A 15,988-nucleotide genomic window follows, 5' to 3' on the forward strand; every position below is an offset into this window, starting at 1 on the left:
AGTAAATAGATGTACGTACTAGAGCTTCAATTTGAGTGTTTTGATAACACAACGGTCAGCGCTGTCGATAAGGCAGTTAATGGCTTGATGGATGCACTTCGTTACAATGGACAAGTGCTAGGCCGTGAGTTTCCAATCGTGATGGGCGACGGCGAATTCTATGTTCGCGTTGTGTGCCCAGAGCAAGACAGCTTGCACCCACGTAATCATTCAGATTTCGTAAAGGTCTGTTTTGAACGCTTATCAGCTGCGAGTTTATTAGCACCTAAGATGCGTCTGCTTGGTCGAGATCTGAACTCAGAAGAAGTGGCAGAAGATGAAACGCCAAGTTGGCAGGTGTTATACACGACATTCGTGCATACCTGTTCGCCGCTGCGTAGTGGCGATAGCTTGTTGCCGATCCCTTTGTACCGCAACCCGCCAACCTTCAATGGTGACCATAAAGCCGTGTTGAAATGGCAGACTGAATGGCAAGCCTGTGATGAAGTACAAATGGGCGGGGGTTGCCGTGCTGAACATGCAACGCTGACCGAGATTAGCGATACCAAAAGCGTATTGTTCAAACGCGGCTGGGGCTTGAGAGGGCGCATTGAGTACCTCACTAAGATCCCAACGTATTACTACTTATACCGTGTGGGCGGCATTAGCTTAAAAGCTGAAAAAGAGCGTAAATGCCCACAATGTGGTGGCGAATGGCTGCTTGATACGCCTATTCACGATATTTTCTATTTCAAGTGTGATGACTGTCGATTGGTGTCAAACATCTCTTGGGATCACCTGAAGTAACCCTTCTGTGGTTATTTAAACGTCGTATTTTAGATATCGGAGTATTGCTTAAGTGCTCCGATATCGATTTCCCCTTTATATCAATCGTTTATCATCTTGTTTTCTTACTCGATTTCGCGACTCACAAGCTATCTTTTCCCAATCTTTATTACTCCCTAATTGTTCGCTACTGTTCCCCCCCAAGTAGGTACAGAACGTGATATTCCCCTCTTTCTGTAGCTCCAACGTATTCATAGAAATAATCCAACACCCATCAACTTTTAGTTACCTCAATAGTTAGCCTGATCACAATAATCAATCAGTTCTCTTTCAATTTATATTCTTCTCAATATAAATGGGATCGATCCCATGGGAATGTTCCCATTTATAAAAATAACCTGATTCTAGATCTGAAAGGAATGGACGATGAAACTGTTACCTATTGCTGCTGCACTCTCTACTGCTTTACTTGCCCCTAATTTATACGCTGATGAAACCACGCCATTGGAGTTCAATGGTTACATGCGCGGAGGCGTTGGCCTGAGTAATGAAGGCGGCTCAAACAGCAAGTGGGAGGTGAGTAAAGTTGGCCGACTCGGCAACGAAAATGACCTGTATGGTGAGTTTGGTTTTAAGAAAGAGGTGTATGCAGAGGACGACGTTTCATTTTTAGTTGATTCCATGTTGTCGTACTGGCAAGGCCAAGATGAAAACGCGGCGGATAAAAGCGTTGATGTGGTGCAATTGAATGTTCAGGCTGTGGGGCTTTTTGAAGATAAGGACATTGGAATTTGGGCGGGTGAACGTTACTACCAGCGTCATGATGTGCACATCGTTGACAACTACTACTGGGATGTCAGTGGTATTGGTGCTGGTGTTGAACACATCAATATGGGCCCAGGTAAATTATCGGTAGCTTTGATTCAAGACACCGTTACGGGTGATGTATTTGATGGCAAAGAAACCACAGCCATGATTGCAGACGTGCGCTATGCCGGGATTCCACTGTGGAACAATGCGGATCTTGAGGTCGGTATTGATATGAACTTCGCCAATGAAAAACAAGGTCAAACGATCGATGCGGATGACAGCGTAATGTTAACGGCAAGTTTGAATCAAAATCTTACTGGTGGCTTCAACAAAACGATTCTACAGGTTGCTAACTCTGGCTATGCCGAGCAGATGACAACCTTTGGTACCGGTAAGGGCATCGTACGTGATGCAAACAATAATGACGCCGAGGGTTTCCGATTGATTAACTGGGGCGTGCTTGCGATTGGCGAGAACATCGAGTTTGGCCACACAGTACGTTATGCAGCATCAACCGGTGTTGGCGCTAATAACAGTGATGATGATTCTTTCAGTGCGGTAATTCGCCCGCTTTACAAGTGGGACAAGCGTATGCGTACCATTCTTGAAATTGGTGGCTTTGTTGAAACTATCGATAACAAAGATGGGGCGGGTGGTAAATTTACAATCGCTCAGGCCTGGGTTCCACAAGTGGGTTTCTGGTCTCGTCCTGAATTCCGTATCTTTGCGACTTACCTAAACGATGCTGAAAATGACAATGCCTTCGGTGAAGGTAAAAACAGTGAAATGAGCGTTGGTATGCAAGTGGAAGCTTGGTGGTAAGTCGAACTTTCTTGTAAATCATAACCATTAAAAAAGGGGCTGACGTTATGTCAGCCCCTTCGGGTATCTATAGGTTGCTGTCGTTTAGTTGATTACCAACCTTTAACTACGCCACCTTGGAAGATATCAGAAGCTGCGTTGTACACTTCTTCAGTTTGGTAAGCTTTTACGAAGTTCTGTACATTTTCAGCGTTTAGATTTTCTTCACGAGAAACGATTAGGTTTACATATGGAGAGTCTTTGTCTTCAACGAAGATGCCGTCTTTTTGCGGAGTCAGGTTGATAGAGCTCGCGTAAGTTGTGTTGATGATAGACAGTGCAACATCATCAAGAGAACGTGGCAGTTGAGCTGCGTCTAGTTCAACAATCGTTAGATTCTTAGGGTTACCCACAATGTCACGAACGGTTGCTAGAAGACCAGCGCCTTCACGAAGTTCAAGTAGACCTTGTTGCTCAAGAAGAAGTAGAGAGCGACCTAGGTTAGTTGGATCGTTTGGTACTGCAATACGAGCGCCGTCTTGGATTTCATCTACCGATTTAACTTCTTTAGAGTAACCTGCAATTGGGTAAACAAACGTGTTACCAGCGATTGTTAGCTTGTAACCACGGTCAGCCACTTGCTGATCTAAGTACGGTGCGTGTTGGAATGCATTGATATCGATCGAACCGTCATCTAGCGCTGCGTTAGGTGTTACGTAATCTGTGAAAGTCACTAACTCAACATCTAGGCCGTACTGCTCTTTTGCTACTTTAGCCGCTACTTCTGCAACTTGTGCTTCAGCACCTGCCATTACGCCAACTTTGATTTTAGAAGTATCCACTTCTTTCTCGCCACAACCTGCTAGTACTAGCGCTGAAGCTGCCGCTGCGATAGTCAGTAAACCTTTAAGGCTAAATTTCATAATAATCTCCTTTTAATAAATCTATTTAATTTGGTTCAGACGACTCTTGTCTTAGATAGTTTGCGTTTTAACGCTGAGTCTTTATCTGTGGTCAACGCGGCGAACCAATGAATCACCGATTGATTGAATAATTTGTACCAGCACAATCAACATTACTACTGTCACTGCCATGATGGTCACATCGTAGCGGTGGAATCCGTAACGAATCGCGACATCACCTAGGCCACCACCGCCTACAGTTCCGGCCATTGCTGAGTAGCTCACCAGAGTCACTAACGTAATCGTTACTGAGTTGATGATAGTCGGAAGTGCTTCAGGAAGCAGAACCTTATTGATGATTTGTGTTGGTGTTGCGCCCATTGATTGAGCTGCTTCTACTAGACCTGTTGGTACTTCAAGTAGCGCACTTTCGATAAGTCGAGCAACGAATGGGATAGCGCCAATCGTTAGTGGAACAATCGCTGCTGTTGTACCGATGAAGGTACCAATCAACATCTTAGTCAGTGGGATGATTGCAACCATCAGTACTAAGAAGGGCACGGAACGGCCTACGTTGACAACCGCACCAAGAATTTTGTTTAGCTTGGTGTTCTCTAACAGACCACCTTTTTTAGTCGTGTGTAGAATCACGCCTAATGGGATTCCGACAGCGAAACCAACGATGCCTGCAACAGCAACCATGTAAAGAGTTTCACCTGTTGCGCCTAATAGAAGGTTACCGTTAAGGCTGATCCAGTCAGCAATCTCGTTGAAACTAAAGGACATAGCCAAGCACCTCTACTTTTACATTGTTGTCGCGTAGGAATTGGATAGCAGCATTATCATCTGCTTCATTACCGAACAATTCAGCAACCATCATGCCGAACTTCACGCCGCCGGCGTAATCAAGGTCAGAGCTTAAGATGCTAACGTCGATGTTGAATTTGCGTGCGATTTGCGTCATCAACGGAGCATCGACCGTTGCACCTGTAAACTCAAGGCGTACCAGTGGATAGCTGCTGTTTACGCGAGTATCTTGCAAACGTGCTTGGTAATCTTCAGGAATCGTTAGATCGAGCGTTGAACGAATGAACTGATGTGCCAGCTCTGTTTTAGGGTGTGCGAATATTTCACCCACAGTGCCTTTCTCTACTAGCTCACCATCACCAATGATCGCGACTTCGTGACAGATGCTTTTAACCACATCCATTTCATGAGTAATCAGTAGGATAGTGATACTCAACTTACGGTTAATTTCACGTAGCAGCTCAAGAATAGATTGAGTCGTTGCTGGATCCAACGCACTGGTCGCTTCATCACATAGCAGTACTTTTGGGTCTGACGCTAGCGCACGAGCAATCGCGACACGCTGCTTTTGACCACCACTTAAGTTCGCAGGGTAGGTATCACGCTTATCCGATAGACCGACAAGCTCAAGTAGTTCACTCACTTTCGCTTCAATCGCAGCTTTATCTCTACCAGCAAGCTCTAAAGGCAGTGCTACGTTGTTAAATACAGTACGAGAAGACAGCAGATTGAAGTGTTGGAAGATCATGCCGATGTTACGGCGAGCTTCGCTGAGTTCTGATTTGCTGAGTTTTGTCAGGTCAATACCGTCAACAATCACTTCACCTGAGGTCGGGGCTTCCAACATATTTACACAACGGATCAGGGTACTTTTGCCTGCACCTGAAGAGCCGATAACTCCAAAGATTTGACCTTGAGGTATGTGAAGGTTGATATCGATTAAGGCATTGATTTCTTTAGTGCCTTGATAAAAAACCTTGTTGACTTGATTCACTTTAATCATAGAGAAACCCGTGCAGGTGGAACAGAATAATATGTCGATAGCTCGCTCGATTTACAGACGATGCTATGGTGTTCTATGATCTAAGTCAATAGATATTTTTACGTCTAGACGGCTAAACGTCGATTGTGTTGCTAAGGTAGAAACAAATCGTTAACGAACGCAAAACTAAATAGATAGTGATGAAGCAAATAAAGCGTGTAATAATTAATGATTAATAGAGAGTTGATAGAGAACTGAATTTTGTCTAAACCGGCTGTTTTTTTAGATCGTGATGGTGTGATTAACGTTGATCATGGCTACGTACATGATGAGCATGACTTTGAATACATCGATGGTGTGTTTGAAGCGGCAAAAGCGTTTAAAGATATGGGCTATTTATTGGTACTTGTGACCAACCAATCTGGTATAGCACGTGGCAAGTTTAGCGAAGATCGTTTTCTTTCTTTGACGCAGTGGATGGATTGGAACTTTGTCGATAATGGCGTTGAGTTAGATGGTATCTATTACTGTCCTCATCACCCTGAACACGGCATTGGCGACTACAAGCAAGATTGTGAATGTCGCAAGCCTAAACCTGGTATGTTCATTTCGGCGCGTGATTTTCTTAAAATTGATATGGCTAACTCTGTCATGATTGGCGATAAAGCTGAAGACATGATGGCCGCAGAAGCCGCTGGTGTTGGTACCAGAGTATTGGTGAGAACCGGTAAACCCGTGACTGAAAAGGGTGAGGCACTTGCCAGTGTCGTGCTAGATAGCATTAAAGATGTACCAGCTTTCCTAAAAGGCTGATACATTTTCCTATCGTTAACAGGCTTACTTATTACGTGGGTTCTAACCAGTCAACTGGGGTGCTAACCCATAAATAAGATATCAGCGCCGTTAACTATATAAAGATGAGGAACGCAGTATGAAAGCATTGTTGGCAGCATCTCTATGTACGGTAGCGTTAGTCGGGTGTTCTAAATCCGCGGCGCTTGATGGTGCAGTCTCGGACGATCAATTCGTGACTTATCAATGTGAGTCTGACGCTTCATTTAAGGTCGCTTACCTTGGTAATGAAAAAGCGGTATTACGTTTGCCTGAGAATGAATATCGCCTAACTCAAATAGCGGCAGGTTCAGGAACGAAGTACATCTTAGATGATGGAACCTCTGAACTGATCAATAGCGTCACCTTACGCACTAAAGGTGACAACGCACGTCTAGAACTTGGTCGTGTCGTCTATAAAAATTGCCGAAAGTAAGTCATAGTTAACTTCTAGGATTTACAAACAGTTAAGTGAGGGGGTATGCCCTCGCTTTTTCCTCTCTTCCCTTTAACGTTAGACTTTTTATGAGCAAAAAACTCACTATTCTCGATATTGCTAAGCTGTCCGGTGTTGGTAAGTCAACCGTATCTCGCGTTCTGACCAATGATCCAAAAGTGAAACCTGAAACCCGTGAAAGGGTGGAAAGAGTAATTCAAGAATCTGGGTACTCGCCTTCAAAGTCTGCACAGTCTATGCGCGGTGGCAGTCAAAAAGTCATCGGCGTAATCATTTCTCGTCTGGACTCTCCTTCTGAAAACAAAGCGGTAAGTACGATGCTGGCCGAATTGTATCGAGCGGATTACGATGTGGTGATCATGGAAAGTCAGCTTGATAGAGAAAAAGCCAATGAGCATCTGCAGGTTCTCAAGCGTCGCAATGTAGACGGCATCATTGTATTCGGTTTTACTGACTGTGATATTCCTGCGATTGAAGCTTGGGAACACAAAGCGGTGGTGATTGCTCTGGATACCGAGAACGTGACGTCGATTAACTATGATAACCAACAGGTGATCAATAGTGCGTTAACGCATTTAGCAGATCAGGGGATCTCTGAGGTTGGCTTCATTGGCGTTGATCCTAGTGACAAATCAACCGGCGAACTGCGTCTTAAGGCTTATCTCGAGTGGTGTGAAAATACAGGTTCAATTGCGAACTATCGTACTGGTCAACTTCATCATGAAAGCGCTTATCAGTTGGTGGATGAGGTGCTTGCTCCTGCGACTCAAGCGATTGTCTGTGCGAGTGATACACTGGCTCTTGGCGTAATCAAACGTCTGCAAGAGTTACAACGTGAAGATGTGGTGGTGACTGGCGTTGGTGGCAATGATCTTCTCTCTTTCTTGTTCCCTCGAGTATTTAGCATTGATCCTGGATATCAATCTGCGGGGAAATTAGCTGCTAATCTATTGATCTCTCAGCTTTTAGGCAATACAGAGATCTCTCATCACACTCAATCTCCTATTCTATAATTCACTCAATCAAGCGAAATTGAACCGCTTAGATTAAAATTAGAGTGTGATCTCTTTCAATTAATGGGACTGTTCCCATTTTAATTCATTATTCATGAGGGCATTATAATACCCGTAATTGGGAATGTTCCCATCGATCTAAATCGAGTGGTTATAGCTGCATGGTTTAGAAGAGTAATTGAATGAAACCAGGGTGGGGTAGTATGAGTAAGATAGCGAAGCAAGACGTTGCGCGTCTTATCGAGTTAGTCGGTGGCAAAGAGAATATTGCGAGTGTCAGCCATTGTCTAACTCGACTGCGTTTTGTATTGAACGATACGGAACAAGCGAACAAAGCAGAATTAGAGAAGCTTAAACTGGTAAAAGGCTGCTTTACGAACGCAGGTCAATTCCAAGTCGTGATTGGCACCGAGGTTGATGAGGTGTACGCACTTCTGATTGAGCAAACTGGTAAAGATGCATCATCAAAAGATGAGGCGAAGTTGGCTGCTCGTCAAAACATGAATTTCCTTGAGCGTGGTATCTCCCATTTAGCTGAAATTTTCGTACCACTGCTACCTGCCATTATTACTGGTGGTTTGATTCTTGGTTTCCGTAATGTGATTGGCGACATTCGCATGTTCGACGGCAAAACCTTGGTTGAGATCAGCCAATTCTGGGCAACCGTTCACTCATTCTTATGGTTGATCGGCGAAGCTATTTTCTTCTTCCTACCGGTTGGTGTGTGTTGGGCAACTGTTAAGAAACTCGGCGGAACGCCAATTCTGGGTATCACTCTCGGTGTGACCTTGGTTTCTCCACAATTGATGAACGCTTACATGATAGGTAAATCGGTGCCTGAGGTGTGGGACTTTGGTTTGTTCGTGATTGAGAAAGTCGGCTATCAAGCTCAGGTGATCCCTGCAATGTTAGCGGGTGTGGCTCTGGCTTTCATTGAGACCAACCTTAAGCGGATTGTTCCTTCTTATCTGTACCTGGTTGTCGTGCCATTTGTCTCGATCATCTTGTCTGTGATTCTAGCGCACGCTTTCATTGGCCCATTCGGTCGTATGTTAGGTGATGGTGTGGCATTCGCTGCCAAAGTGGCAATGACCGGCGACTTCGCGATTCTTGGTTCAGTGGTCTTTGGCTTCCTATACGCACCTTTGGTTATTACAGGTATTCACCACACAACCAACGCTGTGGATCTACAACTGATGCAAGACTTAGGTGGCACACCAATCTGGCCTTTGATTGCGCTATCAAACATTGCACAAGCATCTGCTGTAGTTGGTATTATTATTTTGAGTAAGCGTGAAGGTGAACGAGACATCTCGGTACCAGCAGCAATCTCTGCTTACCTAGGTGTAACGGAACCTGCGATGTACGGCATCAACCTTAAATACAAATTCCCAATGCTGAGCGCAATGATCGGCAGTGCCGCAGCGGCTGCAATCTGTGGTAGTGCAGGTGTGATGGCGAATGGTATCGGTGTTGGTGGTTTGCCGGGTATCTTATCGATTCAACCTCAATATTGGTCGATTTACTTAGTCGCGATGCTGGTGGCGGTTGTACTGCCGATAACGCTGACATTGTTTTTCTATAAACGAGCACAGATGAAAGGCGAGCTAGAAACCGCCAACGCGTAATGCATTTAACAAGCGATGACTTCAAGTAAGTCATCGCTTTTTCTCTTATTTATAGCTTTTTCTTTTAGTTATAACGGCTATTCGACCATGATTCACATGGTGATTTTTATTTTATATTTTCAGGTAAGTGAGTGTTAGAGATGGCGATGACTGAACATGATGAAAGCTGGTGGAAAACCGCAACCATCTATCAAATCTACCCAAAGAGCTTTTGTGACAGTGGCAGTAAAGGTACTGGCGATATCAAAGGGATCATTTCGAAACTGGATTACCTCAAAAACTTGAGCGTGGATGCGATTTGGCTAACCCCAGTTTACGCATCTCCTATGATCGATAATGGCTACGATATTTCAGACTACTACGCGATTAACCCTCAATTCGGCACCATGGAAGACTTCGACTTGTTACTGTCTGAAGCGCATCAACGTGGCATCCGTATCGTGATGGATATCGTGGTAAACCATACTTCAACAGAGCATGCATGGTTTCAGTCTGCACTGGGTGACAAAAACAGTCCATACCGTGATTATTACATCTGGAAAGACCCAGTAAGCGGTCAAGCACCAACCAACTGGCAGTCTAAGTTCGGTGGTAATGCATGGGAAATGGATGAAGCCACTGGTCAGTATTTCTTACATCTATTTGCGAAAGAACAGGCCGACCTCAACTGGGAGAACCCGGTTGTACGCGAAGAAGTAAAAGACGTTATCAGCTTCTGGGCAGAGAAGGGCGTCGATGGTTTCCGCCTCGATGTCATTAACCTGATTTCAAAGCAGCAAGATTTCTCTAATGATGATATTGGTGATGGTCGTCGTTTCTATACCGATGGCCCACGTGTGCACGAATATCTAAAAGAGATCAGCGAAGCGGTATTCCAGAAATACGGTAGCGTGACCGTAGGTGAGATGTCTTCAACCACGTTGGAGCATTGTCAGCAATATTCAAACATTGATAACAGCGAGCTATCGATGGTGTTTAACTTCCACCACCTTAAGGTCGATTACACCAATGGTGAGAAGTGGACCAATGCTCCCTTCGATTTCTTACAGCTCAAGTCAATCTTTAACCACTGGCAAACTGGCTTGAACGGAAAAGGTTGGGGTGCACTATTCTGGTGTAACCACGACCAACCAAGAGTCGTGAGCCGCTTAGGTAACGACCAGCAATATCGCGTTGAATCAGCCAAGATGCTTGCTGCGTCAGTCCACATGATGCAAGGCACGCCGTATATCTATCAAGGTGAAGAGATTGGTATGACCAACCCAGGTTACACCGAGATCAGCCAGTATCGTGATGTAGAGAGTACCAATATGTATGACATCATGGTTAACCGTGACGGTGTTACTCATGAAGATATGATGGCGATTTTAGCGCAGAAATCTCGTGATAACTCTCGTACACCAATGCAATGGAACAGCGAGCCTTACGCTGGTTTTTCGCTATCACAGCCATGGTTAGATGTTGCGAATAACTACGCTGAGATCAACGCTGAGCAAGCGTTGGAAGATAAAGATTCTGTATTTTACTTCTACAAGGCTTTGATTGAGTTACGTAAACGAGTACCGGTGATTACTCATGGTAGCTATCAAGACCTACTGCCTGAGCATCCATCCATTTTTGCGTATGTTCGTGAGAGTGAAGGACAAACTCTGCTGTGCATTAACAACTACTATGGTAAAGAGGCTGAATGCGTTTTACCTGAGCGTTTTGAGATGATGAAGGCTAAGAGCCTGTTATCCAATTATCAAGTGAGCGAGAGTTTAGTTACGTCTCATCACCAAGTGCTACGACCTTACGAGACTCGTATTCTCTTGATTGAAGATTAGCTTCGTTACTATTTCAATAAACCTAATTCTCAGTTCCCCCTAAAGGTTTAGGTTTGAACAAAGGCTTTGGAGTGCTCCCCAAAGCCTTTTTTATTGTTTGCGGTTTGCTCGCGGTTAAGCTTAGGTTTAGTGAATCTAAGTCAAGGCTAGCTAATTGAGGTCAGTATCGCTGCTGATTCTTCAATAGTAGATTGCTCTACAGACATCAATTCAATCTGTTCAATCAAGCCGATGCTAGGGTTGAACCAGCGCTCTGATGATGTGCCAAATTCTGTCGAATCCATCCCTTCACAGTTGATGTAGTAGGTGTTTTTCTCTGTTAGGTTCGCAGCTTCGATTGATTTATCAGAGATCTTAAAACTTTTACGCACACCTGTTTCTTCAATCTGTTGTTGCCATGTAACTAAGCACGAGGCGTCAGTTGGAAGGCTTGCTACCCACGAGTGGTCTTCAAAGTCATTCAGCATGTTAGCGACTGCTTCGCCATCTAACGTGACTTGCAACGAAACGGTTTCCTCACTGATATCAATGATCGGGTTGCTCTCTCTTACGTCTGTTCCTTTCAAACGGAACATTGGGCTGCTGTACATCATTCTCGTGATGTATTGGCTACCAATGAAGTAAGCGTTGGTGATCTCGTGCAGACTGCGGTCGGGGCCTGCAAAATAAATACTGCCGTCTTCTTGGGTACCTTCAACATTTATGATGATGTCTTCAGAAACATAGAACTCGGTAATGCCGTTATTGATGAGGTCATTGATAACTTGAACAACTGCTTCATTACCAGTCTCTTCTTCTAGCCCTGTAATAATGAGCGCACCGCTTACAGGTGTGAAGCTCATTGTCATCAAGCCTTCAGTCTGACCATCTGTGGTAAATGAGTAGCCTAATGTTGTTTCTGATTTAGGGGCAAATTCAGAGCACGCAATTGGGTAATCAACCTGATTGTTTGGACCTTTGTTACCATCTGTTGAACCAGAAGAAGAGCCGCCTCCGCCGCCACAACCATAGAGAGCAAAGAGAGAGGTTGCTAGCAGCGTCATTGTTTTTTTCATGTTGAACATTCCTAAAGTTGGAAGCCCTTGGTGGGCCCGATGTTTTTAGGAATGCTATTGTTTGAGGAGTAAACAGGGCAAAAAACGAAGTCACATAAGATCTTAATTTATGTTTAAGTTATTTATTTTAAATGGTTTTTTGTTTTGATTTGAGATCTGTTGCCCAACAGCTGTGCAGTAATTCAGCATTAAGCTTTCCCACTGTTTTATGATAAGTGGGTCTTTAATGCTTAGCTTCAAGCTCTTCCAAGGTTGCAGGCAGGTCGATTTTGATTCTGGTTTGGATAGCCGGGCGAATAGATCTTCGGATGGAACCACTCTCAATAAGGCAACTAGAGACTCCATGTAGTTCAGGCGAAACTTCTCCATGTTGTCTTGCTTATAAGCGATATGAGAAACCATCATATAAACCAACGCATTTTCGATCGTAGAGTTGCCTGAGGTATTGGTCAGAAGCTCTTTTGCGGTTTGCAGGTCTCTTAGTTTGAAATGAATGATACCAAGCCACAGCTTCAGTTCGTCTGGTAGTCGGTTAAAACGAGTTTGAACAAGGTTAGTGAACGCGACGAGCTTCTTCTGATCTGTTTCAAATAGCGCAAGTTGACGCGCAATCAGAGTCGACGTCATGGTATTGAGCTTGATGTCATCCAGCGCTATGGCTTTTCCACTTAGCAATTCGCTGACTTCGGCATTGTCGACTGACCATTCTGGCGGTAATGGTGCTGGCAGTGCAAAGTAGTTAGCTAGCTCTCGGTTGATCTCCATAAGGCTGCTGCTGATATTATTGACATCAATAGAGTAAACACCACCAAATGCGAGCTTCCCTGAGTTTGGGTAAATCAGGCTTATCTTTGCGATAAGGCGTTTGTCCACTTCTTGATCTTTGAGCTGAATGTTAAGCAGGTAATCACTGGTACGCATGTTCTTTGCGCCCGGAAAGAAGGGAGAGCTATCAATAGGGTCAAGGAAGTAGCTTGGCGCATCTTGGTTAGCAAGATCGGTGTAGGCGTATTCAATCTGCTGTTGAAGTAATAATGCTTTTACGACTTTTCGGTATTTTCTGGAATTCTCACCAATGGCATCCAATCGGTTCAGGAGAAGCTCGACCTTAGGAATCAAGCGTTGGTCACGTTCAATTTCTGAAGCGCGAGTGGGAGATTGCCAAAGCATGTAACCCATTACCGCAGTGCTGATCAGCAAAGCCAAAGACACCACGATTAACCAAGGGTTAACTGGATTAGATCTATTCCCTTCTTGACTGACTGGAGATTCCAGTTCTGCATCATTCGGTGCAGTTTCAGGGGAGGTCGCGGCAAAACTAACCGAGTTTGGGTTTAGAAAATAGCCTTTACGTGGGTAAGTCACTAGTATTTTGGTTGCGTCGCTATCAGGCAGGTGTTTTTGAAGTACTGAACGTAACGTACTGATTCGGTTGGTCAGAACATTTTTGGAAATGAAGTTGCTTTGCCAGACAGATTCAATGATGTGCTCGGCGGCGAGCGGTTGACCAACGCTGGTAAGAAATAACTCTAAGAGCTCGATAGAACGAGGCTCTAAATCAATGACCTGCTCGTCGCAGCTTAAGACTCGTGTGTTGGGGTTGAACTCCAAGCCTTCAATATAAATAGAGGCTTGTTGGTCTTTGGCGCTGGAGAGGTAATCTTGCATAGAAAAGGCGACGGTTTATAAAACCTAAATTCTAGCTGTTTTTGTTACTAAAAACAGCTAGTAATTCATAGGGGGATGGGTATTAAGACGCGTAATTCACCGAGTAACGAGTAGGCTTGTGGTTCATTGCCAATACGATGTTCAATACTGCGGTGCCCAATACCGAAACGGCAATTACCCAAGGCGATACGAAGAAGCAAGAAGCAAACAGAATACAGGCATCAATGCCCATCTGAGTTTTACCTACAGAGATGCCGTAGCGGTCTTGGATGAACAAACATAATACGTTGAAGCCACCCAAGCTTGAGCGATGACGGAATAGGATTAACATACCTAAGCCCATTAATAAGCCACCGGCAACAGCACAGTAGATCTCGTTATGAACTTCTAGTGAGATAACTAGGTATAAATGATCGGCAAACACAGAAACTAACGCACCAGCAATTGCACTGCTAATGGCAAAGCTACGGCCAAATCGTTTCCACGCTAATAAATAGAATGGACAGTTGGCCACAAAGTACAAAATACCGAAGGTTACAGGTAAGAATTGACTCAAAAGCAGAGCCAAGCCAGTAGTACCACCGGTAAGCAGGTTCGCTGACTGTAAAAAGAAGACGCCTAACGCCACTAAAAACGTGCCAGTGAGAATAGCTACCCAATCTTCTTTACGTGAGTGTTTTTCCATCGTTTTAATAATTACCTAACCAATAAAGGCGTGCATAGTAGAGAAAAACCTTAGCTTTCGGTAGCTTGAGGGGCAAAATTAAGGTAAACCTATGTAATCTGCGTTTTACAGGGTGTAAAGCGTAAAATTGACAGTAAGCGTCATCTTTGGTTGGATAAGCTTAATAACCATGATGAATCTTATATGTGATTATGAAAAAACTGCATGATAAAATTGCAATTAGCTCTTTATGACCTAGATCAAATTATGTAGAATGCGTCACATCAAAACGGTGACGGAAACGTTTGCTTTCGGTCGTTGTGTGGTTTTTTTGAAACTTTCAGTACAATCTGAGTCAGGAGATACAGATGCTTAAGCGTGACATGAACATTGCTGATTACGATGCGGACCTATTCGCAGCTATCCAAGAAGAAACTCTTCGTCAGGAAGAGCACATCGAACTTATCGCTTCAGAAAACTACACAAGCCCACGTGTAATGGAAGCTCAAGGTTCTCAACTTACAAACAAATACGCTGAAGGCTACCCTGGTAAGCGTTACTACGGTGGTTGTGAGTTCGTAGATAAAGTTGAAACTCTAGCAATCGAACGTGCATGTGAACTGTTTGGCGCTCAATACGCGAACGTACAACCTCACTCAGGTTCTCAAGCAAACAACGCTGTATACATGGCACTACTGAATGCTGGCGATACTGTTCTAGGTATGAGCCTAGCGCACGGTGGTCACCTAACTCACGGTTCTCCAGTAAACTTCTCTGGTAAGCTTTACAACATCATCCCTTACGGTATCGATGAAGCAGGTCAAATCGATTACGAAGAGATGGAAGCGCTAGCTATCGAGCACAAACCTAAGATGATCATCGGTGGTTTCTCAGCTTACTCTCAAGTTTGTGATTGGGCGCGCATGCGTGAAATCGCTGACAAAGTAGGTGCTTACTTCTTCGTAGATATGGCTCACGTTGCGGGTCTAATCGCTGCAGGCGTTTACCCGAACCCAGTTCCACACGCTCACGTTGTTACAACAACAACGCACAAAACGCTTGCTGGTCCTCGTGGTGGTCTTATCCTTTCTAACGAAGGTGAAGATCTTTACAAGAAGCTAAACTCAGCAGTATTCCCTGGCGGCCAAGGCGGTCCTCTAATGCACGTTATCGCTGGTAAAGCAGTAGCGTTCAAAGAAGCTCTAGAGCCAGAGTTCAAAGAATACCAAGCTCGCGTTGTTGCTAACGCAAAAGCAATGGTGGCTGAATTCCTAGCACGCGGTTACAACATCGTTTCAGGTTCTACAGAGAACCACCTGTTCCTAGTTGACCTAATCGACAAAGACATCACAGGTAAAGAAGCAGATGCAGCACTAGGTTCAGCTAACATCACAGTGAACAAGAACTCAGTACCAAACGATCCACGTAGCCCGTTCGTTACTTCAGGTATCCGTATCGGTTCTCCTTCTATCACTCGTCGTGGTTTCTCAGAAGCAGACGCGAAAGAGCTAGCAGGTTGGATGTGTGACATCCTAGATAACATGGGTGATGAGTCTGTTATCGAAGCAACTAAAGCAAAAGTATTAAATATCTGTAAGCGTCTACCAGTTTACGCTTAATTTTTTCTGGCTCAAATAGCTTAATTTCTGTGTCAAAGGTGCTCATTTACATTCGTAAACTCCGCGCCTTTTCCTTGAACTAAAGCTATTTGATTGAAAAATACGATTTGAAAGGCTCCTGTTGGGAGCCTTTTTTGTATTCGTAAGTAATAAAGTCGTT

14 protein-coding genes are annotated in these 15,988 nt (G+C 44.3%); 8 read left to right on the plus strand and 6 right to left on the minus strand.

Annotated features, from left to right (window positions below; translation table 11 throughout):
• Window positions 1-9: 9 nt before the first annotated feature.
• Both AACU28_RS12255 and AACU28_RS12260 read left to right on the plus strand, forming a co-directional pair.
• The gene (locus AACU28_RS12255; RefSeq protein WP_017079382.1) at window positions 10-786 is read left to right on the plus strand and encodes a Zn-ribbon-containing protein; all 777 of its coding nucleotides are present in this window, start codon (window positions 10-12) and stop codon (window positions 784-786) included.
• Between the two features lie 405 nt (window positions 787-1,191).
• Window positions 1,192-2,397, plus strand: coding sequence for a carbohydrate porin (locus AACU28_RS12260; protein WP_004734370.1), 1,206 nt, complete (start codon window positions 1,192-1,194; stop codon window positions 2,395-2,397).
• A gap of 92 nt (window positions 2,398-2,489) precedes the next feature.
• Here the strand turns inward: AACU28_RS12260 and AACU28_RS12265 are convergent, their stop codons facing one another.
• The 3 genes from AACU28_RS12265 to metN all read right to left on the minus strand — a co-directional run bounded on the left by AACU28_RS12265 (window position 2,490) and on the right by metN (window position 5,088).
• Complete coding sequence (locus AACU28_RS12265; RefSeq protein ID WP_004734371.1) at window positions 2,490-3,299, minus strand: MetQ/NlpA family lipoprotein; 810 nt, start codon at window positions 3,297-3,299, stop codon at window positions 2,490-2,492.
• A gap of 81 nt (window positions 3,300-3,380) precedes the next feature.
• Window positions 3,381-4,064, minus strand: a complete 684-nt coding sequence (locus AACU28_RS12270; RefSeq protein WP_004734372.1) for a methionine ABC transporter permease — start codon at window positions 4,062-4,064, stop codon at window positions 3,381-3,383.
• Window positions 4,054-5,088, minus strand: a complete 1,035-nt coding sequence (metN, locus tag AACU28_RS12275; RefSeq protein WP_004734373.1) for a methionine ABC transporter ATP-binding protein MetN — start codon at window positions 5,086-5,088, stop codon at window positions 4,054-4,056. The genes AACU28_RS12270 and metN overlap by 11 nt, the downstream gene beginning before the upstream one ends.
• Window positions 5,089-5,328: 240 nt before the next feature.
• Between metN and gmhB the strand changes: the two genes are divergently transcribed.
• The 5 genes from gmhB to treC all read left to right on the plus strand — a co-directional run bounded on the left by gmhB (window position 5,329) and on the right by treC (window position 10,822).
• Window positions 5,329-5,880 carry a D-glycero-beta-D-manno-heptose 1,7-bisphosphate 7-phosphatase gene (gene gmhB, locus AACU28_RS12280; protein WP_004734374.1) on the plus strand — a complete coding sequence of 184 codons (552 nt, stop codon included), beginning with the start codon at window positions 5,329-5,331 and terminating at the stop codon, window positions 5,878-5,880.
• Window positions 5,881-5,998: 118 nt separating this feature from the next.
• A complete protein-coding gene (locus AACU28_RS12285; protein WP_004734375.1) occupies window positions 5,999-6,334 on the plus strand; it encodes an MliC family protein in 336 nt (111 codons plus the stop codon).
• A gap of 89 nt (window positions 6,335-6,423) precedes the next feature.
• On the plus strand, window positions 6,424-7,368 hold the full coding sequence (gene treR, locus AACU28_RS12290; protein WP_121603008.1) for a trehalose operon repressor TreR: 945 nt from the start codon (window positions 6,424-6,426) through the stop codon (window positions 7,366-7,368).
• A gap of 203 nt (window positions 7,369-7,571) precedes the next feature.
• Window positions 7,572-8,996, plus strand: coding sequence for a PTS trehalose transporter subunit IIBC (treB, locus tag AACU28_RS12295; RefSeq protein WP_016791314.1), 1,425 nt, complete (start codon window positions 7,572-7,574; stop codon window positions 8,994-8,996).
• A 140-nt stretch (window positions 8,997-9,136) separates the two neighbouring features.
• Window positions 9,137-10,822, plus strand: a complete 1,686-nt coding sequence (treC, locus tag AACU28_RS12300; RefSeq protein WP_121603009.1) for an alpha,alpha-phosphotrehalase — start codon at window positions 9,137-9,139, stop codon at window positions 10,820-10,822.
• Between the two features lie 146 nt (window positions 10,823-10,968).
• Here the strand turns inward: treC and AACU28_RS12305 are convergent, their stop codons facing one another.
• From AACU28_RS12305 to AACU28_RS12315, 3 genes are all read right to left on the minus strand, one after another.
• Complete coding sequence (locus AACU28_RS12305) at window positions 10,969-11,877, minus strand: hypothetical protein (protein ID WP_121603010.1); 909 nt, start codon at window positions 11,875-11,877, stop codon at window positions 10,969-10,971.
• A gap of 102 nt (window positions 11,878-11,979) precedes the next feature.
• On the minus strand, window positions 11,980-13,545 hold the full coding sequence (locus AACU28_RS12310; protein WP_121603011.1) for a winged helix-turn-helix domain-containing protein: 1,566 nt from the start codon (window positions 13,543-13,545) through the stop codon (window positions 11,980-11,982).
• An 82-nt stretch (window positions 13,546-13,627) separates the two neighbouring features.
• Window positions 13,628-14,230, minus strand: a complete 603-nt coding sequence (locus AACU28_RS12315) for a YitT family protein (RefSeq protein ID WP_016784986.1) — start codon at window positions 14,228-14,230, stop codon at window positions 13,628-13,630.
• Between the two features lie 347 nt (window positions 14,231-14,577).
• Here AACU28_RS12315 and glyA point away from each other — a divergent pair, with 347 nt between their 5' ends.
• Window positions 14,578-15,828, plus strand: a complete 1,251-nt coding sequence (gene glyA / locus AACU28_RS12320; RefSeq protein ID WP_009847439.1) for a serine hydroxymethyltransferase — start codon at window positions 14,578-14,580, stop codon at window positions 15,826-15,828.
• Window positions 15,829-15,988 lie beyond the last annotated feature (160 nt).

Source organism: Vibrio sp. SBT000027 (assembly GCF_963894355.1).
GTDB lineage: Bacteria > Pseudomonadota > Gammaproteobacteria > Enterobacterales > Vibrionaceae > Vibrio > Vibrio splendidus.

Bases quoted from the DNA above. Each gene is read 5' to 3' on its own strand.
- treR (WP_121603008.1), top strand. From the start codon at position 6,424: ATGAGCAAAAAACTCACTATTCTCGATATTGCTAAGCTGTCCGGTGTT.
- AACU28_RS12310 (WP_121603011.1), bottom strand. From the start codon at position 13,545: ATGCAAGATTACCTCTCCAGCGCCAAAGACCAACAAGCCTCTATTTAT.
- AACU28_RS12255 (WP_017079382.1), top strand. From the start codon at position 10: ATGTACGTACTAGAGCTTCAATTTGAGTGTTTTGATAACACAACGGTC.
- AACU28_RS12270 (WP_004734372.1), bottom strand. From the start codon at position 4,064: ATGTCCTTTAGTTTCAACGAGATTGCTGACTGGATCAGCCTTAACGGT.
- AACU28_RS12285 (WP_004734375.1), top strand. From the start codon at position 5,999: ATGAAAGCATTGTTGGCAGCATCTCTATGTACGGTAGCGTTAGTCGGG.
- treB (WP_016791314.1), top strand. From the start codon at position 7,572: ATGAGTAAGATAGCGAAGCAAGACGTTGCGCGTCTTATCGAGTTAGTC.
- glyA (WP_009847439.1), top strand. From the start codon at position 14,578: ATGCTTAAGCGTGACATGAACATTGCTGATTACGATGCGGACCTATTC.
- AACU28_RS12315 (WP_016784986.1), bottom strand. From the start codon at position 14,230: ATGGAAAAACACTCACGTAAAGAAGATTGGGTAGCTATTCTCACTGGC.
- AACU28_RS12305 (WP_121603010.1), bottom strand. From the start codon at position 11,877: ATGAAAAAAACAATGACGCTGCTAGCAACCTCTCTCTTTGCTCTCTAT.
- treC (WP_121603009.1), top strand. From the start codon at position 9,137: ATGGCGATGACTGAACATGATGAAAGCTGGTGGAAAACCGCAACCATC.
- AACU28_RS12265 (WP_004734371.1), bottom strand. From the start codon at position 3,299: ATGAAATTTAGCCTTAAAGGTTTACTGACTATCGCAGCGGCAGCTTCA.
- AACU28_RS12260 (WP_004734370.1), top strand. From the start codon at position 1,192: ATGAAACTGTTACCTATTGCTGCTGCACTCTCTACTGCTTTACTTGCC.
- metN (WP_004734373.1), bottom strand. From the start codon at position 5,088: ATGATTAAAGTGAATCAAGTCAACAAGGTTTTTTATCAAGGCACTAAA.